The sequence below is a fragment of the Fictibacillus halophilus genome (assembly GCF_016401385.1).
GTDB lineage: Bacteria > Bacillota > Bacilli > Bacillales > Fictibacillaceae > Fictibacillus > Fictibacillus halophilus.
In genome coordinates this window covers 867798-894721 of the sequence record NZ_JAEACF010000001.1, presented here as the reverse complement: position 1 = coordinate 894721, position 26924 = coordinate 867798, and the positions used below count along the sequence as shown (strand labels likewise).

The following is a 26924-nucleotide window of genomic DNA, read 5'->3' as shown; positions in this document are numbered from 1 at the left end:
ACTGGCTCTGTCAGCCAGTACGTTTAAATTCAACCTAATATTTGTCTCATCTGCAGCACTTGTTGCTTACTGCCCGTCACAACCATCTTGTCACCTAATAAAATCTCAGTGTCACCATGCGGAACAATCGATTCTTTTCCTCGGTAGATCCGAACGATAATGCTATCGCCAAGGAAAGGAAAGTTTCTTAAGGCCGTTCTGTGGTATGCACTGTTTTCAACGAGAATTTCATTCAAGCTATTATCAGATGTTGTAAGAATATCTACCACAGCTGGATTTTCTATTAGCGCTTTTAACAACACTTGAGAAGAAAAGTAAACAGAGTACACTTCAATCCCTTTGCCTTTGAGCCCATCCCTCTTTAAAGGATCTTCAATACGAGCGACAACTCGTTCTACACCTTCTTCTTTTGCAATCAGAGCAAGGTTTTCATTTGTTTCATCGCTTCCTGTTGCCAAAACAATAATATCTGTATCAAAAACATTTGCCTGGATTAATGTTGCTGTCTCATAATCATCTAGTTCTTGTATATTAAAGCTATCCAGTTGTTTTTGATCTTTTTCTTCTTGTTTCGTATGATAAAGGCGATATTCAAACCTAGTTTGATCAAGCTCTGTTGTTAACGGTAGCGTAAATTGATTGGCTCCAACAAATACGAGTTGTTCTTTACCTGCTTCCTCTTCCTCTTTTTTAGGAAACAGCTTTTTAAAGAAAATAGGTGTAATAATGGCGCTGATAACAGCTGTTAGGATTAATGCTGATGATGTTCGAGCATCAATCACATTGATTCGTTCACCGATTTTTGCAGCAGCGATCACCAATGAAAGTGTTGAAGTCAATAAGAACCCTGCTGCAGTCACCGTTTTCCAGTCATACCATTTTCGAAGGTACAGAATAGGCAAAAACTTAGAAATTAGTAACGCGATCAATAATAACGGGATGAGTGCTAATGCTTTAGGATCAGCAAATATCGAGCGAATGTCGAGCTCAACCCCTACCATTACAAAAAATATTGGAATTAGAAATCCATAACCAAAAGAATCAAGCTTATGAACAAGTTGTTTATTGGGTGAAAGTAGAGAAACGAGAACCCCAGCTAAGAAAGCACCTAATATGTTCTCTGCACCAACGGATTCTGACAGTCCGACTAAGACAATGATTAATGTGAAAACAGCTCTTGTATCTAGCTGTATCGTTCCTTTGGACATCGTTTCTAAAAAAGAACGATTTCTCATTTGTTTTCCAATGAAATACAAAAGAATACCTGCGGCAAATAGAATAAGTAACAGCCACATTCTGCTCGGATCTCCTGATTCCATTGAAACAAAGAGTGCGAGAAGAATCATGGTAACAAGATCTGCAATAACCGCGACTAGTAAGATGATTTGGCCAATGGTCGTCTTAGATAGCTTTTCTTCCTTTAATGTGGGTACTACTACTCCCAGTGAGATCGTCGAGATAACAAGCGTCATAAAGAACGCACTTTCTGTAAACCCACCCCAAACAAAAAGAAGGGATAATCCATACGATAGTATCAGTATGAATAGAAAGATGATACTTGAAACGACAAGACGATTCGGTTCTTTCTTTTCTTTCCTTTTCTTAGAATTGGATTCGCCTGCAAAGATACTAAAATCAATTTCAAGACCACTTAAAAACATTAAGAAAATAAAGCCGAGTACCGATAAGATCTCAAGCCATGCGTCAGAATGGACAACATCCAAACCGCTCTTTCCTAAAATAATCCCTACAATAATTTCAGCTACGACTACAGGTATTACCCTCAACCGAAATTTGTTTAGCAGAATAGGAACAAAAAATGCTGTAAGAATGACTAATACTAATGAAGTAAACGATGCATGTTCTTCCATAAAACCTCCGTCGTTTCTTAAGATTATTGGTTTACTATAGTAAAGCAGAAAAAGAAATGTCAAACGATTATGCTCAAAATGATTTGCAAACACTTTGTTTTTAGGTAAGATAATACATGTTATTGTTTTACTTTAAGGAGTCGATCCACATGCAAAATAACCACAAGTCACCATGGCAGCAACTCGATTACAATCTTTTGTTTCTTTTGTTCTTAATGATCATCACGAGCTGTGTTGCCATCTATAGCGCACAGATGATGGATCAATACGGCAGCAACTTCGTCATAAAGCAACTCGTTTGGTACTTTATCGGTGGAATTGCTGTAGTCGGCGTTATGGTTTTAGATTTTGATCAGTTTAGAAAATTATCCTGGTACGTATATGGGTTCGGTATCCTGCTACTGCTGGGTATTCTCGTAGCTCCTGAGAGCATCGTTCCAAACATTAACGGTGCACAGAGCTGGTACAGATTTGGTCCTTTCGCATTGCAGCCTTCAGAACTTGTAAAAGTGGCATTAGTTATAGCCATCGCCAATACAATTGCTACTCACAATGAAAAGTATATTGTTCGCACTTTGCATGAAGACCTGTTACTGCTAGGAAAAATTGCGTTAATCGCTGGTTTTCCTACACTTCTCGTCCTAATGCAGCCTGACCTAGGTACGAGTCTTGTATTTATGGCGATTACAGGAAGTCTTTTACTTGTATCGGGAATTAGATGGAGAATTATTCTTATCCTTATTCTTTCCTTTATCTTGTTCATATCAATCCTAGTTTGGATATATTTTACCTTTCCACAATTCTTCGTGGATCATATACTTGATCAGTATCAGCTTAACCGTTTCTACGCGTGGCTTGAACCGTATGAACATAAGGATGCTGGATATCATACAAGAAACGCATTGCTCGCGATCGGCAGTGGGATGCTGTTCGGAAAGGGCTTTACAGAAGGTTCTGTTTATCTGCCCGAAGCACAAACTGATTTTATTTTCTCCATCATTGGTGAGGAGTTTGGTTTCTTCGGAACAAGTATCGTTATCTCTCTATTCTTCTTGATGGTATACAGAATGATCAATACCGCTCTAGAGAGCAATGAAGCTTTTGGAAGTTATTTATGTGCAGGAGTCATTGGTATGCTTACTTTCCAGGTGTTCCAGAACATTGGAATGAACATTCAAGTAATGCCGATTACAGGTATCCCCCTTCCGTTTATCAGCTATGGAGGAAGTTCGATCCTCGCTTATATGATAGCCTTTGGGCTCGTATTAAACGTTCGGTCGAGAACAACTAAATATATGTTTGAATAGCACCTGAAATTTATCAGGTGTTTTTCTTTTGTCTTTGAAGTATCCTAATGATTGTGAGGTGATTGACATGAAATATGATATTATCGGTGACATCCATGGATGTTTTAAAGAATACAAAGAACTTGTGACGAAACTAGGATATGAATGGAAGAACAATCTTCCTGTACATAAGAATGATCGAAGACTCGTATTTTTAGGTGACTTGATGGATCGTGGTCCAGCGTCACTACAAGTATTCGAACACGTCTATGAGCTTGTACAAAACGATCTAGCTCTCTATTCACCTGGTAATCATTGCAACAAGTTGTATCGATATTTTTTAGGACGAAACGTTCAGATCAAACATGGTCTCGAGACAACTGTTGCCGAACTTAACGCGCTCACTCCTGTTGAAAGACAAAAAATTAGAGATCATTTTTGCACTCTATATGAAAATGCTCCTCTCTATCTGCATCTCGATCAAGGAAAATTAGTCGTAGCTCATGCAGGAATACGAGAAGATTATGTTGGTCAATTCCATAACAAAGTAAAAACATTTGTGTTATACGGGGATATTACAGGTGAGTCAAACCCTGATGGAACCCCTGTCAGAAGAGATTGGGCGAAAAAACACTCTGGAAATATTACTATTGTTTATGGACATACGCCTGTTGAAGAAGTGCGTCATATTCAAAATACATGGAATATTGATACTGGATGCGTATTTGGCGGTAAGCTAAGTGCGCTTCGGTATCCTGAAATGGAGACGTTTAGCGTACCGTCAACCATGCCATACGTTCCTGAAAAGTTTCGGTCTTTTCACGACTAAAAAAGAGGAGTGTTCAGCCTATAGGGCAACACTCCTCTTTTACTTGATTTAGCAGGTATCTATCGGTGACTCCAAAGATTTTTCATGTCTTGAGGTAATTCAGCATCTAACTTAATGTGTTCTTCTGTAAATGGATGGATGAACGAGGTTTTCTCACTATGTAAAGCCTGACGCTCAATCATTTCTAATGAACCACCATATAAGTCATCTCCGAGTAAAGGGTGACCGATTGAAGCCATATGTACTCTAATTTGGTGTGTTCTCCCTGTTTCTAATCGTAATGAGACAACGGTAAAGTTTAATGTAGGCACAAAATCTATCTTTTCGTAATGAGTGATAGAGGGTTGACCATCTTCGCTTACCATTCTTTCAATAATACTCTCTGGATTCCTTACAATCGGGCGATCCACAGTGCCTCTTTCATCCTTCAATTCACCATGAACAAAAGCAATATATTCTCTCTTTATAACTTTTTCTTTTTGCTGTTTTGACATGAGGGAATGTGCGAATCGATGTTTCGCTATTAATACAATACCTGAAGTATCTTTATCTAATCGGTTTACCGCATGAAACGTACTAGGTATATCGTTTTTTTGATAATAGTATAGAACCGCTGAAGCAAGTGACCCATTCGGTTGATAAAGCGATGGAATCGTTGGCATCCCCGCAGGCTTAAGAACCGCAACAAAATGTTGATCTTCATAAATTATGTCTAGAGGTATATCTTCTGCCTCCATTGAAGAGCTCTTTATTTCTGGAGGAAACCATACTGTGACCTCGTCACCCTCATTAAGGAGGGTCCTTACTGTTACTTCTTTTTTGTTCACAAAAAGAGCGCCGCCATGAAACTTAATATCGGTCAGCGCTGCTTTAGAAATATGTTTCGTCTTTAAATACTCTCTTAAAAGGACGGGAGCTTCTTCATTTTGCACATACCATGTAAAAGTAAATTTATTCATTTTAGTCTCCGACGAATGATTCTTTAACTCGTTTCCAGAACGGAAAAGGACGAAAACGAGCAAAACGAATTTTTTCTTCAGCTACACGATATTGTATCGACTTTACTTTTTTCTGAATTAAGAATCGATGGTCGATCGTAATATGAAAATCCACATCGTTTACGGGTTTCAATATACAAGTATGATGTTGGGGCAGTACAAGCGGTGAACCAATCGTTCTAAACACACGATTGTTGATAGAAGCCATTTCTGATAATTGAATAGAGGCAAGAGACGGGTGGATAATCGCTCCACCTAATGCTTTATTGTATGCTGTACTTCCTGAAGGGGTAGAGATACAAAGACCATCGCCTCTAAACGTTTCAAATTTTTCTCCCTTGATCTCGACATCCATGACGAGAGATCCTTCAACACTTTTTACTGTACATTCATTTACAGCGAGATATCTTTTCTCATCTAAACCATCAATATATCGTACTGTAACCTCGAGTAATGGATATTCAACAATTTGAAAAGGTGTTTTTGCGATATGTATAACGAGTTTTTCCACCTCTTCAGGCAGCCAATCTGCAAAAAAACCAAGGTGACCGGTATGAACACCAACAAAAGCTGTTTTGTCAATGCGGTGCACATAATGATGGAATGCATGTAGCAAAGTTCCATCACCACCAACAGTTATAACAATCTCAGGTTCTTCTTCTTCATAAACCAATTCAAACTCTTCCAAATAAGCCCGGATTTTTTCCGTAAGAATATTGGATTTGTTATCTCCTTTTGATACGATGGCAAATTTCATTCTCTCTCCATCCTTTATGATCCTAAATTAGTTTCATTGGATTTATCATTGCGTTCCAAAAACACAAGCTGAGCTTCTTGAATTTCCCCTTTGATCTGAGACATCTCTTCGTCTAATCTGTTTGCAGCCTCTGCAGCTCTTTGTAACCGCTGACGAATATCTTCAGGAATTTGTCCTTGATACTTATAATTCATAGAGTGTTCGATTGTAGCCCAAAAATTCATCGCCAGTGTACGGACTTGAACTTCTACAAGAATCTTCTTTTCTCCATCCAAAACTTGAACGGGATACTCGATAACAATGTGATACGAACGATAACCGCTTGGTTTTTTATGTGTGATATAGTCTCGTTCTTCTAAAATCGTAAAATCATTACGTTGCCTGAGAAGATTGATTACTGTCTTAATATCATCAGTAAACTGACACATGATTCGAAGTCCCGCTAAATCTTGAATTTCCGTTTCTAGATGTTGATCGGGAATGTTCTTTTGATAAGCTTTGTTCACGATTGACTTAATGGGCTTCACTCTTCCAGTAACAAACTCAATCGGACAATGCTGATTTGATTTTTCAAATTGCTCTCGCATTCCTCTAAATTTAATCTTAAGCTCATCAACAGCTTGCTTGTACGGAATTAATAGCGCTTCCCAGTCCATGCTCATTGGGCTTTTTCCTCAGTTCCAAAAATCTTGATCACTTCGTCTTCCATTTGTTGTCCGTAGTTTGCATTTCCTTGTATGTTGTCAGTCAAAAAGTCCATTTCTCTAGAGAAAGCAATAAGTTCAAGCTCTTCTCTCTTTTCATTTTGAACAACGAAAACTGCATCTTTTTGGAGTGCACTTTTCACTTCGTTCCAATGATTATTATCAATTGAGATGTATATGAATCCATCTTCATCCTCAAGTACATAGATGAATGCTAACCCATCAGAATCGACCAGCATTCTTTCACTGTCTTTCCAGTCAGAAATTTTTGTGTTTAATTCATTCTGAATAAGCAGCATCAGCTTATTTTCTTTCCATGCAGTTGACTGCACATTCAATCGTCGTGGCATCATGTTAACAACCTCCTGTTTCTTCTTTTTTAGTGTAACACAAAATAGGAGTTTAATAAGAAATTGAGATGCAGGAATCGCTATGAGATAATAAGTTAACTTAAGTAAAGCTACAGGGGGATAAACGAAGTGTCTCAAGAAATTGAAATTGAATTTAAAAATTTGCTAACACAGCTTGAATTCTTAAGACTTATCGATGAGTTTGATGTTCAGCAAGAAGATTTCCACAAACAGACCAACTATTATTTTGATACCCAACAGTTCGAACTTAAACACAACAGAAGTGCATTACGAGTTCGAATAAAAAATAACGTATACACACTCACACTAAAACAGAAATTAGATAAACACATTCTAGAAACACATCAGTCTGTTTCTAAAGATATTTTTGAAGGTTTATTAAAAGGAGAATCCTTACCTTCTGGAGAGGTATCTGATCAAATTAAAAAAATGAATATCCATGTGAAGGAAATTACATATTTAGGAGAGCTCACAACATTTCGTGCTGAATTTCCCTACAAAGATGGCCTCCTCGTTTTAGATGAAAATCATTATTTAGGTAAAATCGACTATGAAATAGAATACGAATCTGCCGATTATACAAGTGGACTAATTAATTTTAATGAATTACTAACGATTAAACAGATTCCTGTTAGAGATACAGACAGCAAAATTGCTCGTTTCTTTAATGAAACTAAAAGAAATCAGTAATCTGATCATTTAATACGTTAATCAATTTAGGAGGATATCTCTTGAATATTCAATCGTATAAAGCACTAATGGAAATTCAAGCACTTCAACAGTTGAATATAAATGCTTCACCTTCTTCTGTTTCAAGTATGCAAAATACAGCTTCAAGTCCTTTTGCAGCACTGTTGCAAGAAGCTTATTCTAACGTTGGTAGTACAACCGGGTCGGAACCTACTTTTAACCTTAATGCTACACAAATGTTTCCACCTCTAACTGGAAATACAAATACTCAATATTCATTACCAGTAACTCCATCTATTCCGATTTCAACTGAGAAGTTAAACATTCCATCAAAAAATTTAGATGAGTTGATTGAAAACACATCAAGAAAGTTTGGTGTAGATCCTAACTTGATCCGTTCCGTCATTAAACATGAATCTAATTTTAAGACGACTGCAGAAAGTCATGCAGGTGCTCAAGGACTGATGCAGCTGATGCCTGCAACGGCTAAATGGTTAGGGGTTACCAACCCTTTTGATCCTATACAGAACGTTGAAGCTGGTACAAAATATTTGAAGATGATGCTTGATAAATATGATGGAAATCAAAAGCTTGCTCTTGCCGCTTATAATGCAGGTCCCGGAAACGTTGCAAAATATAATGGTATTCCACCTTTTAAGGAAACGATCTCGTACGTTAATAAGATTATGAATACGTACCAATCACTCGTATAACCCTCAAATTCTGAGGGTTTTTTTATGGAGTTTTATATTCGAATTTATGGTTTTTTTATAGAAATCTACAACATACAACCATCCTTGTCTATTCATATTGTTTGCTTACCATTCATGAACCTTGCTACAATAAAATTACAAATTGACGCAAGGAGCTTTTGGACCATGTTTGACGAATCAAAAACACCATATGATTTATTAGGAGAAAAAGAAGGTATTGAAAAACTGGTTACTACTTTTTACAGTCTAGTCAGTAAAGATTCATTGCTTTCTCCACTTTTTCCTGATGACTTAACAGAGACTGCCTATAAACAAACTCAATTTTTAAGTCAGTTTTTTGGCGGACCGCCACTATATACTGAGGAACATGGACATCCTATGCTCAAGATGCGTCACATGCCGTTTCCCATAACAAATACTCACGCAAAAGCATGGGTAGCTTGTATGGAAAAGGCCATGACGATTCAAAAAATAGATCCTGAATTGCAAAACATACTGTTAAGCCGATTAAAAATGACTGCTTTTCATATGGTTAATACAGAGGATTCAGAAAGGGGCGAGAATGCTGACACTGTATAATTCCAATTCCTTTTATGACGAACAAGAGAACAATAAAAACTATGCCTGTCAAAAGCCATTGGAAATCTATTCTGTCATCGATCCGTTATGCCCAGAATGCTGGTCATTAGAGCCTGTTTTAAAAAAATTGCAAGTTCAATACGGCCACTATTTTACATTACGCCATTTTGTTAGTGGTAGCCTTGAATCACTCAATACGTACGTACCTCGAAAAAAGGGGATAAAAACCGCTGAACAGATTGCAGAGAAGTGGGAAAAAACAGCTTCAATTTCTGGTATGAGCTGTGATGGAGATGTTTGGTTAGAAAACCCCATTTCTGCCCCTCATAAAGCAACACTTGCTATAAAAGCTGCAGAGCTGCAAGGCAAGCAACAAGGTATGAAGTTTTTAAGAAAACTAAGGGAAAATTTGTTTTTGAATAAACAAAACATTGGAAACGATGATGTGTTATTAGAAATAGCGCGCTCAGTTAACTTGGACGAAGATGAATTTATAAGTGATCTTTCATCTGAAGCAACCATTAAAGCTCTACGATGTGATCTGAAATTTTCTCAAGAAATGGATGTCACGCAAATCCCAACGCTTATTGTTTTCAATGACAAAACAGATGATGATGGCATTAAAATTTCTGGCTGTTATTCCTTTGATGTGTATGTAGAGATTCTAAAAGAAATGTCTGAGATTCCTTTAGAGCCTTCTCCGCTTCCTGAATTAGAAGATTTTCTTTCTTCTTACTCGTTTGTAGCTACGAAAGAGGTTTCAGTAGTATATCAGATTAGTTGTGAAGAAGCAGAAAAGAGATTAAAACGTCTCGTTCTGCAACAAAAAGTTGAACGAGTACCAGTAAAATACGGAACGTTTTGGAGATACCTCCCAAACCGCTGATCTTTTTCAGCGGTTTTTTAATTAGGATGTTTTATAATACATGAATGCTTTATGGAAGTCGTTGATTTCCTCTCCAGGTTGCTCGCTTTCTATGGGGCGAACGGTGAGCACCCTGCTGATTTGCGCCCTTAGGAGTCCGCAACCTTGTGCTCTAATCAACTTGCATAGAAAGAGAGATGAAAACACCCAAAGAGCCCCCTTTGTAGAGAAGAACCTTTAATATTCGGACACGCTTTGCATATCCTTTCCATACATGAATAAACATGTACAAAGGAGGGAGATTTGTATGTATTTGATTATGATTTTGGTAAGCTTACTTTCACTTGCAGGGAGTTTTTATTTCTTTGTGCTCTCTCTGCTAAACATGGCACCAAAAATTTTAGCAATACCCGGACTATTTATCGCCGTACTACTCACGACACTCTGCTATAACTACCGATCAAAACTAAGAAGAATAGGCTAGAACAAACATAACAAAATCCTGGCCAGAAATCTGGACAGGATTTTTTGTGTTTATTTCTCAAAAAGCAGTTCTTCCATCTCATCAAGAATAGATTCAAAAACTTTTAGAGCATTCTCAATCGGTTCTGGTGTAGTCATATCAACACCAGCTTTTTTCAATACTTCGATCGGATAATCAGAACTTCCTGCTTTTAAGAAATCTAGATAACGATCTACTGCTGGTTTCCCTTCATCCAAGATCTGTTTCGACAAGGAAGCTGCCGCACTAAATCCAGTTGCGTATTGATAAACATAGAAATTGTAATAGAAGTGAGGAATTCTAGCCCACTCTAGACCAATCTCCTTATCAATTACAAGATCTTCACCAAAATATTTAACGTTCAAATCGTAATAAATCTTTGTTAACAGTTCTGGAGTTAGAGGCTCACCGTTCGCCGCACGAACATGAATTTCTTGTTCAAACTCTGCGAACATCGTCTGACGGAAAACAGTTCCTCTAAATCCTTCTAAATGGTGATTTAACAAGTACAATTTTTCTTTCTTATCAGAAGTTTTCTCTAACATGTAATGATTCAACAAAGCTTCATTACAAGTAGACGCGACCTCTGCAACAAAGATTGAGTAATCCGCATAAGGATAAGGCTGATTCTCACGTGTATAGTAACTATGAACAGAATGACCGATCTCATGAGTGAGTGTGAACAAATTGTTTACGTTATCTTGCCAGTTCATTAGGATATACGGCATTGTTCCATAAGCCCCAGATGAGTAAGCACCACTTCGCTTACCAGCATTCTCATGTACATCGATCCAGCGCTTCTCATAACCTTCTTTTACGATCTGTTTATACTCTTCACCCATTGGATCCAAACTGTCTAAGACAAGTTGCTGAGCTTCCTTAAAGCTCACTTCCATCTTGGCATCTTTTACAAGTGGCGTATAGAGATCATACATATGAAGTTCATCAAGTCCTAGCGCCTTTTTACGTAATCGTACATAACGATGCAATAAGCCAAGATTATCATTTACTGTTTTGACTAAATTATCATAAACAGCTTCAGGAATGTTATTGTTATTAAGTGCTGCTTCACGAGCTGAACTGAACTTTCTTGTTTTTGCAAAGAAATTATCACGTTTTACTGTTCCAGCAAGTGTGCTGGCAAATGTATTTTTGTAAGAATCATATGTGCCATACACAGCTTTAAAAGCATCTTCTCTTACTCGACGATCTGAGCTTTCTAAAAAGCGGATATATCGTCCGTGAGTTACTTCGATTTCTTCCCCATTCTCATCTTTAATAGAAGGGAATTTGAGATCTGCATTATTCAGCATACCAAATGTATTGCTTGAAGTATTAGCTACTTCTCTAACATCTGCTAAGAGCGCTTCTTCCTCTTTGGAAAGTACGTGAGGACGCTGGCGGTTGATCTCATCTAAAGCTTGTTTGTACAACTTTAAAGGTTCATGGCTCTGTAAAAATTGAACCAATGACTCTTCAGATAAAGATAGAATTTCTGGCACTGCAAAAGATACCGTACTGCTTACTTGAGTTGCTAAGTTCGAAGCACGATCATTCAGCCCTTGATAAAAGGAGTTCGTTGTATCTTGGTCGTATCTCATATGAGCGTATGTATAAAGTTTACCAAGCTTTTTAGTTACTTCATCTTGCTTTTGGAAATATGAATAAAGGGTTTCCGCAGACTCTCCAAGTCTTCCTTGAAAAGATTTTAATTCAGGCAACAAATTTTTAGTTTCATCGAATTCTTTTTCCCATACATCATCTGACGCATATATTGCTTCTAAATCCCACGTATCTGAAACAGGGACTTCATTACGTTTTGGCAATGATTTTGTTTTTGTTTGAGACATACATACACCTCCAGGTAGATTAAAGAGAATAGTAGGAATACTATCTCCTTATGTATATCTACATATTACCAGAAAATGCTTATGCAAAGTCAAAAATTACGACTTTTCACTGAAAATTTCGTCTAGTCTTAACGCCTCATCCAACGTTTTTGGATAATGAACGTGCTGAAGCTTTCTATATGTTCTCTCTGACACTTTATCGAGCAGTTGATGGTTAACTAAGAAAGAAAGGTAGTTCTTGATTGCATCCCTCCAAGATTCTTTCATGTAAGGAAAATCTCTTGTCTGAAGAATTCGTTTATGCAGCAACCGTTGAAATTCCTTTTCAATAACATTCTCGGAGAATAATGATATCGGCAACTTTTCTATAAGGAACAGTATGTATGTCTGCCATAAGTAAGGTGATGTTTCGATGTGATAAAAGTCAGGTGTGGGGATACCCGCAATGGAGGGAAACAATGTTAAAGAATGATGATTGAAATACAAAACTTTCTTCATATACATAACAGCCGGAGATGTATTCTTAAAAGCTGTCGTTCTCCACGTGTTTTTTTGCTTTTTCCACAAGACTTTATGATTTACATTATGAGTTTTTGAATTCTTAAATGTTCTTGATAACCATTGGACATCGCAACACTTCTTTGTAGAGAAAGCATATCCATGTGCAACAACTTTCTTTTGTGATAGAGGAATGATGTTTCTTAGCAGCAAAAACTGCTCTTTAAGAGGACAATAATAATTGAGATATAAGTGGCCATCGCTATCCTTTTTTGCTGCGGAGAGATCAGAGCTTTGGATATAGTATAGATCTGGTCCTTTTTGCTTTATACGTTTCATACCAAAGATCCAGTCTGAATCAATGTTTTGAGACTGATATCCTGTTATTCTTTTCCTAAGGTCATCAGGTGTGACGGTTGCACACTGAAACTCAATAGCATGCTGTTGTTTTTGGAGAAACAAATCAGGACGCTGCTGAATATCTCGTAAATAATACTCAAGTATCGATTTTTCATTTATATATGTAAGCCATTTATACAACCCTTTCTTTCCAAGAAGATGATAATGAGTTTCTCCCTCATGATAACCATCACACTCTTCAAAAGAGTGATGAGCAAAATGCCAAGTCTTCTTTGTTCCACATTTCGGTATCACTTTATTATGACAGACCGGGCAACGTAACAACCCTGACTTATTTTTCAGATACCATTCTTCCTTCGACGTTTCACCAACCATATCAACAAACTGATCATTAAAAAGAGCAACTAACAATCCTTTTCACCTCCACATTCATCATAATGAACGAAGGTCGCAGAATTATCACTTAATCATCTTCTCTATTTGTATATCGGAATGCTCTGATTTTTGATAAAAAACACCTTATAGAAAAACAAAAACCGATTTCAAAGTAGCTGAAATCGGTGATCTCTTATAATTTAAAATATTGTTGCACGTGATCTAATGCTGCTTCTGAAACAATTGTTTTTCCATACTCTTGTATGCGGTAAACAGATAGATCAGAGTCGTTACCGTATTCCAACAGCTGAGCCAATAGATCGTCTTGTTCGCGATCAGAAGTTTCCACATTAAAAGTCACATACAAATAATACTTACCCTCGAAGTGAAACAGTGAATTCTCAAAAGACGAAGAATCAATGGTATGACTTAAAGAGATAACATCTTCAAAGTCACCAAAAGAAATGAGGAAGGATAAATAGTCTTCTTCTGTTTCTTCTAATTCATCGAAATCTTCTTCTACTTGAAACTGTTGATCTAAGATTTGCTCAATATTTTGATCAACCGGTAAATCCAATTTATCGTCGCCTATAGGAAGCTCAATTTTTTTACCATCTTTGGACATTTGAGCACGAGTTACAATAATTTCAAGACCTTTATCCAGAGCCTGAACTTGAATCCACAGTGGACCTTCTAATGGAAACTGCTCTTGCTGATGTGCTTCGTCCATCATTTCCCAAAAGAGTTCTTCTCCTCTTTCGCGATCAGACCATATTTCTTCACGATCGAAACCGCGATCTTCAATATCTCTGTACGTAATGAAAAATTTAATGGTGAACTCATTCACTCTTTCAATTTCCATTCTGCTTCTCTCCCTTCTCTCCGGTTTGTTCGTGAAGGGATAAATACCCCTAGAAAAAGCAATTCTTATTTCCAATCGTTCTTCGTCAAAAATTACATCAATCACAATTAAACCTCTTGTACCTTATTCTATGACAAAACGGAAAATATGGAAATAAAAAAGGCCTGTATAAACTGCCCTTTTTTGCACCTGTTCACCCGTTGAATCTCAAGCTCTCAACTTGACGGAGCAGGTCAAGCTGGACTATAATTCAAAGGTCTTTAAGGTTAACATATTGTACCATAACACTAGTGAAATTTCATTATTTACGGGGGGTTTACGTTTGGAAACAGAATTTCTGATATCATTATTGCAGATCATTGCAATCGATATCCTTCTCGGCGGAGACAACGCTATTGTAATAGCCCTTGCCAGTAGAAACTTACCAGAAGCTCAAAGAAATAAGGCCATTTTCTTAGGAACTGGACTTGCTATTGTTGTTCGTGTAGTACTAACCATTGTAGCTGTTTATTTATTAAATATTCCTTTCTTATATCTAGCAGGAGGAATTTTACTTCTGATTATTGCTTATAAGCTAATCCTAGAAGAAGATGAAGAGCTTGATGTCAAAGCGGGCAAGAACCTTTCTGATGCTGTAAAAACCATCGTTTTTGCTGATATTGCTATGGGGCTTGATAATGTACTAGCAGTTGCTGGTGCTGCACACGGAAATATCGTATTAGTAGTGATCGGTCTTTTAGTATCTGTTCCTATTATTATATGGGGAAGTAAAATAATATTGCACTTTATGGAAAGATTCCCTGTTTTAATTTACATTGGTGCAGGAGTTCTTGCTTTCACATCAGCAGGAATGATTGTTGAAGAGCGGATGATTCATTCTGTATTTGAAGGAAATGAGTTTCTGAAATATGGCTTGTACGTATTTTTAGTTGTAGGCGTTATTCTTGCAGGTATTCTTACTAATACGTTTAAAAAGAAACGTGCAAGGTAGTTTTATAAAGAAGTCCATGCATATAGCACATGGACTTCTTTTTTTGAAACAAAACAATAAAAAAACTTCCACTATCAGATAGCGGAAGTTTTTCTTTTATTCATTTACAAGACGCTGTGCTTCCATAAGCTGAAATGTACGTACACGTCTTGGTAAGAAACGACGAATTTCGTCTTCGTTATAACCAACTTGCAGTCGTTTTTCATCCAAGATAATAGGTCTGCGTAATAATCCAGGATGGTCTGCAATCAATTGGTATAAGTCTTGCAATGGCATGGATTCGAGATTGATGTTAAGTTCCTGGAACGTTTTAGAGCGAGTAGAAATAATCTCGTCTGTACCGTCCTCTGTCATTCTCAAGATTTGTTTAACTTCTTCTATTGATAAAGGTTCTGAAAAGATATTTCTTTCTTGATAAGGAATTTCATTCTCTTTTAACCATGCTTTTGCTTTACGGCATGATGTACAGCTCGGCGAAGTAAATAGTGTGACCATAGTGGAACTCTCCTTCCCCTCTCTCTGATTTAGATACTTTAAAAAAGTTATTAAATCATTCATAGTATACTACACATTTTACATTTTCGGTAGAGGTTATACAGACTTTTGTACATTTTTACGAATTTGTCATACAAATGTAATACATCTACAAAATATTCTACACAACTTTTCCGTTTCCACATATATATAGACGTATTACCCAAGAATAAGTTTCATAAAACATAAAAAAGAATATGTTTTTTTCAAATAAATAATTTGATTAATGACGATTTACTTTACGAGCAACATCATTTTTTAGGAAAATAAAAAATAGGGGCCGTCAGAAGAAAGTTCAACTCTCTTCTAACAGCCCTATCCTATGCAATTGTTTTCTTCACTTGTGAAGCAGGGCCTTTTCTAGAAATGCTTGGATTGAATTTCTTAAGATTTTTCTTAAGCATTTCTTTCCAGAGTTCTCGTTTCGTTTTTTTCTTTTTGTCCTTTTGTTTCATAAAGCCTCATCCTCCTCTTCAAAAAGGAAAATAGTATTACTCGGAAGCAGGTTTTCCTGATTCATCTGATGACTTATCATCAACGATCTCAGGTTTAGGTACTGAATTCTCTGTATCTAAAGTTAATACTTCACTTGCGGGCTGATAGGACTTTCCGTACAATTCATTATCCTTGTACGTGTGTATTTCATTATACGTCTTTTTCATGTTTTCATAAATAGTTTCTTCAGATTCTTTTGTAGGAGACCAATAAAGAATTTCCATCTCATTAACCTCATTAGTAGCAAGTGAACGTCTTCTATAACCGATACTTGATGCATGTTCAAAACCTTCACGTGTGTAGAACCGTAATCTCTTTTCTGTATCTGTATCTTCATAATCGACTGGCTCAACTTCTAAGATGATCGGTTTTCCTTTCGCTTTTAACTTTTCGATAAGCTTATGACCGAGTCCTTGGCCCCTAGCATCTTTTGAAACAAATAAATAATCAATGAATACGAAATCAGATAGTTCTACATACATCAGGACGTGGTATTTACCCTCATCTTTGTGATAGATGTCACTCTTTTCGTCAAGTAATAACTCCATGTGTTCTTTAGATTTCATCTCTTCAATCGGAAAATATTGATTTAATTTCTCATACCAATTCATTTTTTCCCCATCAGCTCCTTAAATTTTGGTGATATTATATAGTTTCCCCTCTTTCTTCCTTTGTTATCATGAGATACAATAAAGAAAGAAGTTCGTGTTGAACTCGTTGTGAAAAGGAGGAGTCCTCATTTGATTTCATTCTTTACCGATTTAACTTTGCTGGCACTTTGTGTGGTTGGAATTACAGCTCTGATGGGAAGCATCTCCCAATTCATCGCTGTAAAATTGTTCGGCGGTAAAAAGGTTTTTCATTTTGTGGATAAATCGAAGTCTTTTCAAGAAAATTGGAGTCCTGTAAAAAGAAGATAAAATGCGAACAACCCGTGAATTTTGGGTTGTTTTTTACATTTCAAGTCCGAACTACTTTATAATATAAGGGTAGCATACATAATAGAGGTGTACAAATGCATAGAAACCTTAGAACTTTTATTAACCAATTAAGATCTGAAAAAGAAATTGTAGAAATTCATACAGAAGTAGATCCTTATTTAGAAATTCCTGAAATTCATAGACGTGTTATTTCAGAAGAAGGACCAGCCCTTCTATTCACAAATGTTAAAGGTAAGGATATCCCTGTTGTAACAAATCTATTTGGAACAATTAAGCGAGTAGATATGGCTTTCGGTCCAAAACCAGAGCAACTTGTAAAAGAACTAGTAGGATCGATCGATGAGCTAATGCCTCCCTCTCCGTCAGTATTATGGAAGAAAAAAGGCATGATCAAGGATGTGTTATCCCTTGGCACAAAAACAGTGAACAAAAATAAAGCGCCGTTATTAGAGACTTTTACGACAAATGTTAACATGCAGGACCTGCCGGCATTAACGGGCTGGCATTTAGACAGCAATCCGTTCGTGACCTTGCCACTCGTTTATACGGAACACCCAGATAAACATGAGCACAATCTTGGTATGTACAGAATCGAGATTAAAGAAAAAAACAAAACGGGAATTCACTGGCAGATTCACAAAGGTGGAGGATTCCATCATTATGCAGCTGAGCAAAAGAATGAAGCTTTGCCTGTGACACTTTTTTTAGGCGGGCCTCCTTCGCTTATGATTTCAGCGATTGCTCCACTTCCTGAAGCAGTTCCAGAGCTTATGTTTTCTTCCATGTTAATGGGCGAAAAGTTAAGTCTTGCACATGTAGATGGCCATCCTCATCCTTTAATCGCAGAAGCAGAGTTTGCGTTTGGAGGAATCGTTCCACCACATGTTCGAGAGCCTGAAGGACCTTTCGGAGATCATTATGGCTATTATTCATGGGCACATGACTTCCCAGTATTCAATGTTGATAAGATGTGGAAGCGAAAAGATGCGATCTATCCTGCAACAGTAGTCGGAAAACCAAAACAAGAAGATTATTTCATTGGAGAATATCTACAGAGATTGATGAGTCCTCTATTCCCTGTTGTTATGAACGGTGTGAGAGATCTTTGGACGTATGCAGAAACAGGCTTTCACGCGCTAGCAGGAGCAGTTGTTCGCGAATCATATTATAAAGAAGGTTTAGCACACGCATTTCGTATAATGGGTGAAGGACAGCTTACGCTTACTAAGTTCTTGATGGTAACGAATAAACCTGTAAACCTACAAAATTTTGCAGAACTTGCAGAAGGGGTACTTGAGAGGTTTCTACCTGAACGCGACCTCTTGATTATCCATGATACATCTATGGATACCCTTGATTATACGGGTCGTAAGTTCAATACAGGTTCAAAAGCGATCATGACAGGACTTGGAGAACCTGTCCGCGAACTAAAACGCACTTATGAAGGTGGTACCATTTCTGGTATCCATGACGTAGGCGTATTTTGTGGCGGTTGTCTAACGGTAAGTGGCCCATCATTTGAAGAAGCACCAGACTTTGCAGAGAAACTGCTTGTAAATGGTCACGATTCTTTCAAAGATTGGCCGTTAGTTTTCCTAGTTGATGATGCATCCATTGCAGCAACACAGGCTGAATTTTTATGGACAACCTTTACACGATTCGATCCTGCGTATGACGTATACGCAAAAAGCACGATCGACAGAAATCGTATTAAATATGAAGGAACTATCATTATTGATGCAAGAATGAAGCCATTCTATCCCGATGTGGTTGAAACTCGTGAAGATATTGATAAATTAGTGACTGATCGTTGGGATGAGTATTTTAAGAAGTAATCCTCTCTAATGATCAGACTTATAAAGAAGCGATTTATCGCTTCTTTTTTAATATATTTTTTGTTGATATATTGTCCAATTGGTGTTATTGTATATAACAATATACATTTTTATAGAAAGGAGAAAGCATATGAGAAATATTAGCTTACTTGATTTATATAATCATCCTCATGTACAAAAATATGTGAAGCGCTCAGGTATGGTTCATGCCATCTCAACAGCATATCATGCATACCGTTTGTCACAAAAATATGGTGTGGATCCGGACTTAGCAACGAAAGCAGCTTTTCTTCATGATATCGGCCATTATACATGGTATAAAAATGGTCATTGGGACTATGACATGTACAAAGAGAATGATATTCATGCAATTAAAGGTGCAGAACGCGCACATCGTATTTTAGTATCTTTAGGTGAAGATCGTAAAAATGCAAAAGAAATTGCTCTTGCCATTTTACTGCACACCGATTCATATCTACCTGCTGGCTCACTTAACCTTAATCCGTTGCAAAAAGTTGTTGCTTTGTCTGACGAAGCAGATGAAGAACCTGGCGGAAACCACCACTATCGTACGATAAGTGATATGAAAGCTATAACCATGATCAAAAAATTAGATGAAATGGTAGATGAATATCATGAAGAAGAAAAAGTAAAACACTCTGTTTCCTAAGGAAGGAAAAGAGTGTTTTTAACATTCTTACATATACTTTTAATAGGCTACAAAACCAATAGCTTTTTCACTTGAATACGTTCCGATCGTACTTCCAAATCGAGTATAAATCACTTTTGGAAAACTGGATAACGAAAATAATTCATCAAATTCTTTTTTTACTTCTTCAGTAGAAGGAAAACTATGAATGAGGTAAAGAGTCTTCTCAGGGTTTTCTTCTTTCCAATCAGAGATAAATTCTTTCATTTTCGCAAGTCCCTTCTTGCTGCCTCTAAACTTCCCAATCGTTTCAACCACACCATCAATGATCGATATCATCGGCTTAATATTCAGCATTCCTGCGATAGCACCTTGAACAGCAGATATTCTTCCACCTTTTTTCAGGTTTTCTAACGTTTCTAGAAGTACATAAGCCTTAATGCCCGACTTTGTTTTCTCTAAGTTACTCACAATTTCACTTAAAGCCTTACCCTCACGTGCCATTTCAATCGCTTCATTTAATAAGATTTGTACGCCACCTGAAGCGATTCCTGAATCAAGAATGGTTACTTTTTCTTGTTCATCTTCGTTTAACATACTCTTTCCAATTGTAGCGCTTTGAACCGTTCCACTTAAGTTAGATGAGATGCCGATGTATAATACATCATGGCCTTTATCCACTTCTTTTTGAAAGGCTTCATAAAAAGATTGTGGAGATGGCTGACTTGTTTTAGGCAATTCGGGTTCGATACTCATACGTTTATAAAATTCATCTTCAGTAATATTTACACCATCTAAATAATGGTCTTCTCCAAATTGTACATTCAATGGTACAACGGTTAACGAAAAATCCAGTTTCTTAAGATCTATTTTTAGGTCACTTGCGCTATCAACTATAAAACTAAGGTTCATATTGTTCTACCCCATTTCTGCTTCTCAATCAATTATTAGGGATGTATAAAGAATTTGTATACGCTTTACACACTTCTATTAGTTTAACATAAAAACGACCTCCTGTATTATAGGAGATCGTTTTAAATGTGTTAATTCTGTTGCTTTACAGCTTCTTCATCATAAAGGTGACATGCTACCCAATGTCCTTCTCTAGCTTCTTGCCATTTAGGCTTAACAGCTGCACACACATCCATTGCGTGTGGGCAACGTGTACGGAAACGGCAGCCACTTGGAGGATTGATCGGACTCGGTACATCTCCCTCTAAGATAATACGTTCGCGGCTTCTTTCAAGTTCAGGATCCGGCACCGGTATCGCTGATAAAAGAGCTTGTGTATAAGGGTGAAGCGGCTCTTCATAAAGCTCATCACTTGTTGTGAGCTCTACGATATTACCTAGGTACATTACACCTACACGATCAGAAATATGTTTAACCATAGATAGATCATGGGCAATAAATAGGTAAGTAAGTCCACGTTCCTTTTGGAGTTCCATCATCAAGTTAACCACTTGCGCCTGGATGGAAACATCTAGAGCAGAAATTGGCTCATCGGCAATAATGAAGTCAGGATCTACTGCTAGTGCACGAGCAATCCCGATACGCTGACGTTGACCACCAGAGAATTCATGCGGGTAACGGTTTGCGTGCTCTTTATTTAATCCTACTGTTTCAAGTAGTTCGTAAACGCGATTTTCACGGTCTTTCTTTGTTTTCGCCAAACCGTGGATATCGATACCTTCAGCAATAATATCCTTAACCGTCATACGCGGATTAAGAGAAGCGTACGGATCTTGGAAGATCATTTGCATTTTGCGGTTAAATTTCTTTAACTCAGAACGAGACTTTTTATCATGAACATCATCGCCTTCATAAAGAACTTCACCTTCAGTAGCATCATATAGACGAATAATTGTACGTCCAGTTGTAGATTTACCGCACCCTGACTCACCTACAAGTCCAAGTGTTTCTCCTTTATAAATATCAAAGGAAACATCATCTACAGCTTTTAGTACACCCTTTTTTCCAGCTGGGAAATACTTTTTAAGATTTTTTACTTCTAATAATTTTTCTCTTTCTACTACTGCCATTATCGAGCACCCCCAACTAATGCCTCTTCCGGCGGTTCAACTTTTGGCGCTCGCTCATCTAACAACCAGCAAGCTGCTTTGTGAGAAGAAGATACATCTGTTGCTTCAGGCATATTCTCCAAACAAACTTCCATCGCATATGGACAACGCGCTGCAAACGGACATCCTTTTGGAGGATTCATAAGATCAGGCGGTGTTCCCGGAATCGCTAAAAGTTCTTTTGATTCTGCGTTTAATTTAGGCATTGAAGCCAACAATCCCCATGTGTATGGGTGTTTTGGCTTATAAAAGATTTCATCAACCGTTCCAGTTTCAACGATCATACCACCATACATAACAGCCACACGTTGAGCTAAGTTAGCTACAACACCAAGGTCATGTGTGATCAAGATAATAGCTGTACCAGTCTTATCTTGTAGATCGCGCATCAAGTCAAGAATCTGTGCTTGGATGGTAACATCTAGTGCTGTTGTCGGTTCATCCGCGATTAGTACTTTTGGATTACATGACAGTGCAATCGCGATAACTACACGCTGACGCATACCTCCTGAAAATTGGTGAGGATATTCATCCACACGAAGCTCAGGATTCGGAATACCAACTAGTTTTAGTAAGTTAATAGCACGTTCTTTTGCTTCACTCTTACTCATGTTTTGGTGCTTACGAAGACCTTCCATGATCTGTTTCCCAATTGTCATCGTCGGGTTAAGAGATGTCATTGGATCTTGGAAAATCATCGAGATTTCAGCACCACGAATTTTTTCCATCTCACGTTCTGATGCTTTTGCAAGGTCTTTACCTTGAAACTTAATCGATCCTTGCTTGATTGAACCAATTTTATTTGGCAAAAGTCTCATGATTGATTTAGAAGTTACCGATTTACCTGAACCAGACTCACCAACAATCGCAAGTGATTCACCTTTATCTAATGTAAAGCTAACGCCACGAACAGCCTTAACTTCTCCCCCATATGTCTGGAAGGAGACATGTATGTTATCTAACTCTAATAGTTTTTCCATTAATATAATCCCCTTCCTATCTTCTCATCTTAGGATCAAGCGCGTCACGAAGTCCATCACCAAGAAGGTTAAAGCTGATCATCAGTATACATAACACTGATGCAGGATAGATGGCTAAGTGAGGATAGATTCTAATGGATCTAAAGCCATCCGCAATCAACGAACCAAGTGATGCAATTGGCGGTTGAATTCCTAAACCGATAAAGCTTAAGAAAGATTCAAAGAATATTGCCCCAGGAATAGTGAACGTACTTGTTACGATGATGGCACCTAATGTATTAGGTAAAAGGTGCTTTGATATTAAACGTCCGTTTGATGATCCAAGTGTTCTGGATGCTAATACGAATTCGCGATTCCTTAGCGAGATTATTTGAGCACGAACGATACGTGACATCCCTATCCAACCTGTTATTACGAGTGCAAGTGTGATAGAAAGTATCCCTGGATCGAGTATGATGATAAACAAGATGATAACCACTAGATTAGGAATACCAGATAATATTTCTACAAAACGTTGCATAATATCATCCGTTCTACCTCCGTAAAAGGCAGAAATACCACCATAAGCTACTCCAATTATTAATTCAATCGCCGAAGCTAGAAATGCAATGTATAAAGAAATTTGAGTACCTTTCCATACACGTGTCCATTGATCACGACCAAGACTATCAGTACCAAACCAGAAATAATCGTCTTTAGGCACATTCTTCATTTCGTATTGGTTAACATCTCGAATATCTACACCATTCACTCCAAGGAACTCTACTTTTTCAAGTCCAGGAATTTTTGGTGGCAAGTTAGCTCTCATCAGTTCTTGGTCGTCAATATCATACTTTGTTAAAGTCGGAGCTATTAATGAAAAGACGATTATGAAAGCGATAGCGAAAAGTCCTAACATTGCCCCTCTGTTTTGTTTAAGACGTCTAAAGGCATCTTGCCAGAAGCTTAAGCTTGGTTTAGAAATTTGTTCGGCTCTGGTAGAATCAAGGTTCGCTGGGCGGAATAAATCAGGTGTTAATTTACGTTCTGACATGCTCATTATGATTTACCTCCTGCTACACGAATACGTGGATCGATGATTCCATATAAAATATCTACGATTAGAATAATCGCTACGATTAAGAAACTATAGAAAATTGTTGTACCCATTATTACAGGGTAGTCGTTAACTTGAATAGCTTTTACGAACTGTTCACCAATTCCAGGGATTGCAAAAATGTTTTCAATTACAAGTGATCCTGTAATTAGTCCTATTGCCATTGGCCCTAGTATTGTAATAATTGGAATCAAACTGTTTCTTACAGAGTGTTTGAAAATAACAGATGCTTTACTAACTCCTTTAGAACGAGCCATAAGGATGTAATCAGTACCAAGTATTTCAAGCATTTCAGTACGCATAAAACGAGCTACTGTTGCTATAACTCCTACGGATAAAGAGAATGCTGGCAATATGTGATATTCTGGCCCGTTCCAAAATGCAACAGGAAGCCACTGTAGTTTCACACCTACGTAGTATTGCAAAAGTCCCGCAAAAACAAATGAAGGGATCGCAATACCGAATACAGCGATGACCATAGCACCATAATCTAAGAACGTATTATGTTTCAACGCAGCCATAATACCCAGTAACAAGCCGACTATTGTACCAAAAAGCAAAGCTTCAAAACCAACAGTAGCTGATGGTCCCATACCATTGACAATCAATGAATTGACGGTACGTCCATCAAACTGAAACGTATATCCTAAATCACCCTGTGCCAATTTCGTAATATAGTTAATGTACTGAACAGGCACCGGGTCATTTAACCCGTATTTTTCATTTAGTGCGTATCTTTGAGTTTCCGTTAACTTATCTTGGTTGTTAAATGGAGAACCCGGTAACAACTTCATTAAAAAGAATGTAATCGTTGCAATGATCAGCAAAGTTAATATCATGTATAAAATTCGCTGTGTAATATAACGCAACATTACAAACACCTCCCCCAAATGTTTCAAGCCTTAATATTTTGAAATCTTTCTGTAATATCTATCTTAAGGGACAAAATATTTTATATCAATAGAAAATATTCTTTTTTCGACATTTTCTGATTTCTTTCTTATCATTTAAAAATTTCCATCTACCCTTTTCATGGCAAAAAAGAGAGTACATGTCAGGAACACATGTACTCTCCTGAGAAAAACTATTTACTATTTTTCAATAGTACAATTATTGTTGCTTGCCATCGATATAGATCCACTTGTAAGAAACATCAGCTCCAAATAAGTGGTTAACTACACCTTTAACGTAAGGCTTACGAAGTCCAGTAACACCAGATTGGAACAAAGGAGAGATCGCTTGATCTTCGAAAAGAACTTTCTCTGCTTCAAGCATCATTTCCCAACGCTTATTAACGTCAGTTTCTTTCTTCGCACCGTTAATTAGCTCATCATATTTAGGGTTAGAGTAACCCATTTGGTTATGTGCTCCATCAGTAACAAACATATCAAGGAAAGTCATAGGATCTTGGTAGTCAGGACCCCAACCTGCATAAGAGAAGTCATATTCCCCAGCAGATTCTAACTCAAGCTTTTGCTTGAACGGTTGAGCTTTAATAGATACTTTCAAACCAGGTAGATTCTTTTCTAATTGGTTCTTAATGTATTCACCAGTCTTTTTCGCACTATCAGAATCATAGTTAAGTAACTCTAGAGTAAGCTCTTTTTTACCGATTTCTTCAAGTCCTTTTGCCCAAAGTTTTTTCGCTTCTTCTGCATCGAACTTACCAAAATCACCGTTCGTTTTGCGGAAATCTTCGTTGCCTTCAGGGCTAGTTGTGAACTCACCAGGTACTAAGTAATAAGCAGGTTTAGAACCATTGTTTAAAAGAACATCAACTAGTGATTTTTTATCGTAAGCCATATCAATCGCTTTACGGATATTTACATTTTTAAGTTCTTCTTTCTTTTGGTTGATACGAAGGAAGAACACAGTTGCTTCACCACGAGTGTAAAGATCTTCGTTACCTTGGAACTGATCAACGAACTCTGAGTTTAATCCAACAGTATCCACTTGACCTGTTTCATATAAGTTAACACCAGTAGCTACGTCTTTAACGATTTTCACGTTAACTTCGTCAAGCTTTACAGTGTCTTTGTCCCAATATTGGTCGTTTTTCTTGAACTGCCATCCTTCGTTATGCTTCCACTCAGAAAGAACGAAAGGACCGTTATAGATCATCGTGTTAGCTTCAAGTGCGAACTTGTCAGCTTGTTTTTTAACATATTCTTCTTTTTGCGGGTAGAACGTTGCGAATCCAGTTAGTCCTAAGAAATAAGGAGCTGGAGCTTCTAATGTAACTTCAAGAGTCGTGTCATCGATTGCCTTAACACCTAGCTCTTCAACTTTTCCGTATAATGGGTCCCCATCAGTTTGGATCGCGTTTGCGTTCTTAACAGGTCCCATGATGTAAGCATACTCAGAAAGTGTATCTGGGTGTAATGCTTTTTGCCAAGCGTAAACGAAATCTTTCGCTACTACTTGTGAACCATCGCTCCATTTAGCGTCTGGGTTTAGTTTAAATGTGTAAACTGTACCATCATCACTTACTTTATGGCTTGCAGCTACACCTTCAGTTGGTTGGTTGTCTTTATCAAGACGGTACAAACCTTCGAAAACGTTGTTCATTACTTCAAATGAAACTGAGTCTGTTGCTTGTGAAGAATCCATTGAAGGAATCTCAGATGAATCAACAAGATTAAGTACTTGTGGCTCATTTGGCTTTTCAGTTGCTTTCTCGCCTTCGCCGCCTTTAGAATCGCTTGCGTTGTCTTTGTCTCCACCACTACATGCAGCTAAGAACATGCTTAGTACAAGTACTAATGTAAGAAGTAAAGACCATTTTGACTTCTTCATGAGTCGACCTCCCCTTTTTATCCTGTTAAATTGTTAGCAGATAAAAGCATCAAGAATTATCAGACATTTTCATCTACAAGTTCGATTATACAAGTTTTCAAACAATTGTGCATTTATTTTTTTTAAGAGTTTTACAAAAAGCCCATTATATTTACTTTCTCTTAACAAAAAATAGGTATATGTACCTATTACTAAACAAGGTTTATTTTCTGATAATTCTACAAATTTTACCAAAAAAATGTGTAAACTAGCATGAATATTACATTCTCGATTTTTTGTGAGGATAGGACATGCTTCACTTTGTAAGATAATTCGTCATTTTTATATTTCATTTGTTACAATAGGAGTAAAGTCTGACGGTATAATTCGAAAAATATGATACATTTCTTTATGTTTATGGTGTATTTCTTACTAGA

Annotated in this window: 27 protein-coding genes; 10 read left to right on the top strand and 17 right to left on the bottom strand. The window is 37.3% G+C overall.

Annotation, left to right across the window (positions count from 1 at the left end; genetic code table 11):
• Window positions 1-29: 29 nt before the first annotated feature.
• A complete protein-coding gene (locus I5J82_RS04725) occupies window positions 30-1871 on the bottom strand; it encodes a monovalent cation:proton antiporter family protein (RefSeq protein ID WP_198766881.1) in 1842 nt (613 codons plus the stop codon).
• A 149-nt stretch (window positions 1872-2020) separates the two neighbouring features.
• Here I5J82_RS04725 and I5J82_RS04720 point away from each other — a divergent pair, with 149 nt between their 5' ends.
• A complete protein-coding gene (locus I5J82_RS04720) occupies window positions 2021-3178 on the top strand; it encodes an FtsW/RodA/SpoVE family cell cycle protein (RefSeq protein ID WP_198766880.1) in 1158 nt (385 codons plus the stop codon).
• A gap of 67 nt (window positions 3179-3245) precedes the next feature.
• Window positions 3246-3986: a bis(5'-nucleosyl)-tetraphosphatase PrpE gene (gene prpE, locus I5J82_RS04715; RefSeq protein WP_198766879.1), complete on the top strand. Its 741-nt coding sequence runs from the start codon at window positions 3246-3248 to the stop codon at window positions 3984-3986.
• A 59-nt stretch (window positions 3987-4045) separates the two neighbouring features.
• On the opposite strand, the gene I5J82_RS04710 is transcribed toward prpE, so the two are convergent.
• Genes I5J82_RS04710 through I5J82_RS04695 form a run of 4 tightly spaced genes read right to left on the bottom strand, consistent with a single transcriptional unit; the run spans window position 4046 to window position 6798 of the window.
• Entirely contained in the window at window positions 4046-4945 is a 900-nt protein-coding gene (locus tag I5J82_RS04710) for an RluA family pseudouridine synthase (protein ID WP_198766878.1), read from the bottom strand.
• Window position 4946: 1 nt separating this feature from the next.
• Window positions 4947-5741 (bottom strand): NAD kinase, encoded by a 795-nt coding sequence (locus I5J82_RS04705; RefSeq protein WP_198766877.1) that lies wholly within the window; start codon window positions 5739-5741, stop codon window positions 4947-4949.
• 14 nt (window positions 5742-5755) lie between these two features.
• Window positions 5756-6403, bottom strand: a complete 648-nt coding sequence (yjbM, locus tag I5J82_RS04700) for a GTP diphosphokinase (RefSeq protein ID WP_269819560.1) — start codon at window positions 6401-6403, stop codon at window positions 5756-5758.
• The gene (locus I5J82_RS04695; RefSeq protein ID WP_198766876.1) at window positions 6400-6798 is read right to left on the bottom strand and encodes a UPF0738 family protein; all 399 of its coding nucleotides are present in this window, start codon (window positions 6796-6798) and stop codon (window positions 6400-6402) included. Before I5J82_RS04695 ends, yjbM begins: the two co-directional genes overlap by 4 nt.
• Before the next feature lie 126 nt (window positions 6799-6924).
• Between I5J82_RS04695 and I5J82_RS04690 the strand changes: the two genes are divergently transcribed.
• The 4 genes from I5J82_RS04690 (at window position 6925) to I5J82_RS04675 (ending at window position 9684) form a co-directional block, all read left to right on the top strand.
• Window positions 6925-7506 carry a CYTH domain-containing protein gene (locus tag I5J82_RS04690; RefSeq protein ID WP_198766875.1) on the top strand — a complete coding sequence of 194 codons (582 nt, stop codon included), beginning with the start codon at window positions 6925-6927 and terminating at the stop codon, window positions 7504-7506.
• Window positions 7507-7547: 41 nt separating this feature from the next.
• On the top strand, window positions 7548-8219 hold the full coding sequence (locus I5J82_RS04685; protein WP_233096408.1) for a lytic transglycosylase domain-containing protein: 672 nt from the start codon (window positions 7548-7550) through the stop codon (window positions 8217-8219).
• Between the two features lie 165 nt (window positions 8220-8384).
• Window positions 8385-8798: a globin domain-containing protein gene (locus I5J82_RS04680; RefSeq protein WP_198766874.1), complete on the top strand. Its 414-nt coding sequence runs from the start codon at window positions 8385-8387 to the stop codon at window positions 8796-8798.
• Complete coding sequence (locus tag I5J82_RS04675; RefSeq protein ID WP_198766873.1) at window positions 8782-9684, top strand: ClpXP adapter SpxH family protein; 903 nt, start codon at window positions 8782-8784, stop codon at window positions 9682-9684. Before I5J82_RS04680 ends, I5J82_RS04675 begins: the two co-directional genes overlap by 17 nt.
• Before the next feature lie 513 nt (window positions 9685-10197).
• Here the strand turns inward: I5J82_RS04675 and pepF are convergent.
• From pepF to mecA, 3 genes are all read right to left on the bottom strand, one after another.
• Window positions 10198-12015 (bottom strand): oligoendopeptidase F, encoded by a 1818-nt coding sequence (pepF, locus tag I5J82_RS04670; protein ID WP_198766872.1) that lies wholly within the window; start codon window positions 12013-12015, stop codon window positions 10198-10200.
• A gap of 96 nt (window positions 12016-12111) precedes the next feature.
• Window positions 12112-13284: a competence protein CoiA gene (locus I5J82_RS04665; RefSeq protein ID WP_198766871.1), complete on the bottom strand. Its 1173-nt coding sequence runs from the start codon at window positions 13282-13284 to the stop codon at window positions 12112-12114.
• Between the two features lie 157 nt (window positions 13285-13441).
• A complete protein-coding gene (gene mecA, locus I5J82_RS04660) occupies window positions 13442-14110 on the bottom strand; it encodes an adaptor protein MecA (protein WP_137789854.1) in 669 nt (222 codons plus the stop codon).
• 322 nt (window positions 14111-14432) lie between these two features.
• Between mecA and I5J82_RS04655 the strand changes: the two genes are divergently transcribed.
• The gene (locus I5J82_RS04655; RefSeq protein ID WP_198766870.1) at window positions 14433-15101 is read left to right on the top strand and encodes a TerC family protein; all 669 of its coding nucleotides are present in this window, start codon (window positions 14433-14435) and stop codon (window positions 15099-15101) included.
• A 96-nt stretch (window positions 15102-15197) separates the two neighbouring features.
• Here the strand turns inward: I5J82_RS04655 and spxA are convergent, their stop codons facing one another.
• The 3 genes from spxA to I5J82_RS04645 all read right to left on the bottom strand — a co-directional run bounded on the left by spxA (window position 15198) and on the right by I5J82_RS04645 (window position 16741).
• Window positions 15198-15596 carry a transcriptional regulator SpxA gene (gene spxA, locus I5J82_RS04650; RefSeq protein WP_066288819.1) on the bottom strand — a complete coding sequence of 133 codons (399 nt, stop codon included), beginning with the start codon at window positions 15594-15596 and terminating at the stop codon, window positions 15198-15200.
• A 359-nt stretch (window positions 15597-15955) separates the two neighbouring features.
• Window positions 15956-16090, bottom strand: a complete 135-nt coding sequence (locus I5J82_RS20490) for a hypothetical protein (protein ID WP_255548976.1) — start codon at window positions 16088-16090, stop codon at window positions 15956-15958.
• A gap of 36 nt (window positions 16091-16126) precedes the next feature.
• The gene (locus I5J82_RS04645; protein ID WP_198766869.1) at window positions 16127-16741 is read right to left on the bottom strand and encodes a GNAT family N-acetyltransferase; all 615 of its coding nucleotides are present in this window, start codon (window positions 16739-16741) and stop codon (window positions 16127-16129) included.
• A 129-nt stretch (window positions 16742-16870) separates the two neighbouring features.
• Here I5J82_RS04645 and I5J82_RS04640 point away from each other — a divergent pair, with 129 nt between their 5' ends.
• From I5J82_RS04640 to I5J82_RS04630, 3 genes are all read left to right on the top strand, one after another.
• A complete protein-coding gene (locus I5J82_RS04640; protein WP_066393124.1) occupies window positions 16871-17050 on the top strand; it encodes a hypothetical protein in 180 nt (59 codons plus the stop codon).
• A 95-nt stretch (window positions 17051-17145) separates the two neighbouring features.
• Window positions 17146-18906, top strand: coding sequence for a UbiD family decarboxylase (locus tag I5J82_RS04635; protein WP_198766868.1), 1761 nt, complete (start codon window positions 17146-17148; stop codon window positions 18904-18906).
• Window positions 18907-19036: 130 nt separating this feature from the next.
• A complete protein-coding gene (locus tag I5J82_RS04630) occupies window positions 19037-19576 on the top strand; it encodes an HD domain-containing protein (protein ID WP_198766867.1) in 540 nt (179 codons plus the stop codon).
• A 39-nt stretch (window positions 19577-19615) separates the two neighbouring features.
• Here the strand turns inward: I5J82_RS04630 and I5J82_RS04625 are convergent, their stop codons facing one another.
• The 6 genes from I5J82_RS04625 to I5J82_RS04600 form a co-directional block, all read right to left on the bottom strand.
• Window positions 19616-20467 (bottom strand): DegV family protein, encoded by an 852-nt coding sequence (locus I5J82_RS04625; protein WP_198766866.1) that lies wholly within the window; start codon window positions 20465-20467, stop codon window positions 19616-19618.
• A gap of 131 nt (window positions 20468-20598) precedes the next feature.
• The gene (locus I5J82_RS04620; RefSeq protein WP_144701136.1) at window positions 20599-21597 is read right to left on the bottom strand and encodes an ABC transporter ATP-binding protein; all 999 of its coding nucleotides are present in this window, start codon (window positions 21595-21597) and stop codon (window positions 20599-20601) included.
• Window positions 21597-22616: an ABC transporter ATP-binding protein gene (locus I5J82_RS04615; protein ID WP_198766865.1), complete on the bottom strand. Its 1020-nt coding sequence runs from the start codon at window positions 22614-22616 to the stop codon at window positions 21597-21599. The genes I5J82_RS04620 and I5J82_RS04615 overlap by 1 nt, the downstream gene beginning before the upstream one ends.
• Before the next feature lie 16 nt (window positions 22617-22632).
• On the bottom strand, window positions 22633-23655 hold the full coding sequence (opp3C, locus tag I5J82_RS04610; protein ID WP_198766864.1) for an oligopeptide ABC transporter permease: 1023 nt from the start codon (window positions 23653-23655) through the stop codon (window positions 22633-22635).
• On the bottom strand, window positions 23655-24584 hold the full coding sequence (gene opp3b / locus I5J82_RS04605) for an oligopeptide ABC transporter permease (RefSeq protein ID WP_198766863.1): 930 nt from the start codon (window positions 24582-24584) through the stop codon (window positions 23655-23657). Before opp3b ends, opp3C begins: the two co-directional genes overlap by 1 nt.
• Window positions 24585-24822: 238 nt before the next feature.
• Entirely contained in the window at window positions 24823-26508 is a 1686-nt protein-coding gene (locus I5J82_RS04600) for a peptide ABC transporter substrate-binding protein (protein ID WP_198766862.1), read from the bottom strand.
• Between the last annotated feature and the right edge of the window lie 416 nt (window positions 26509-26924).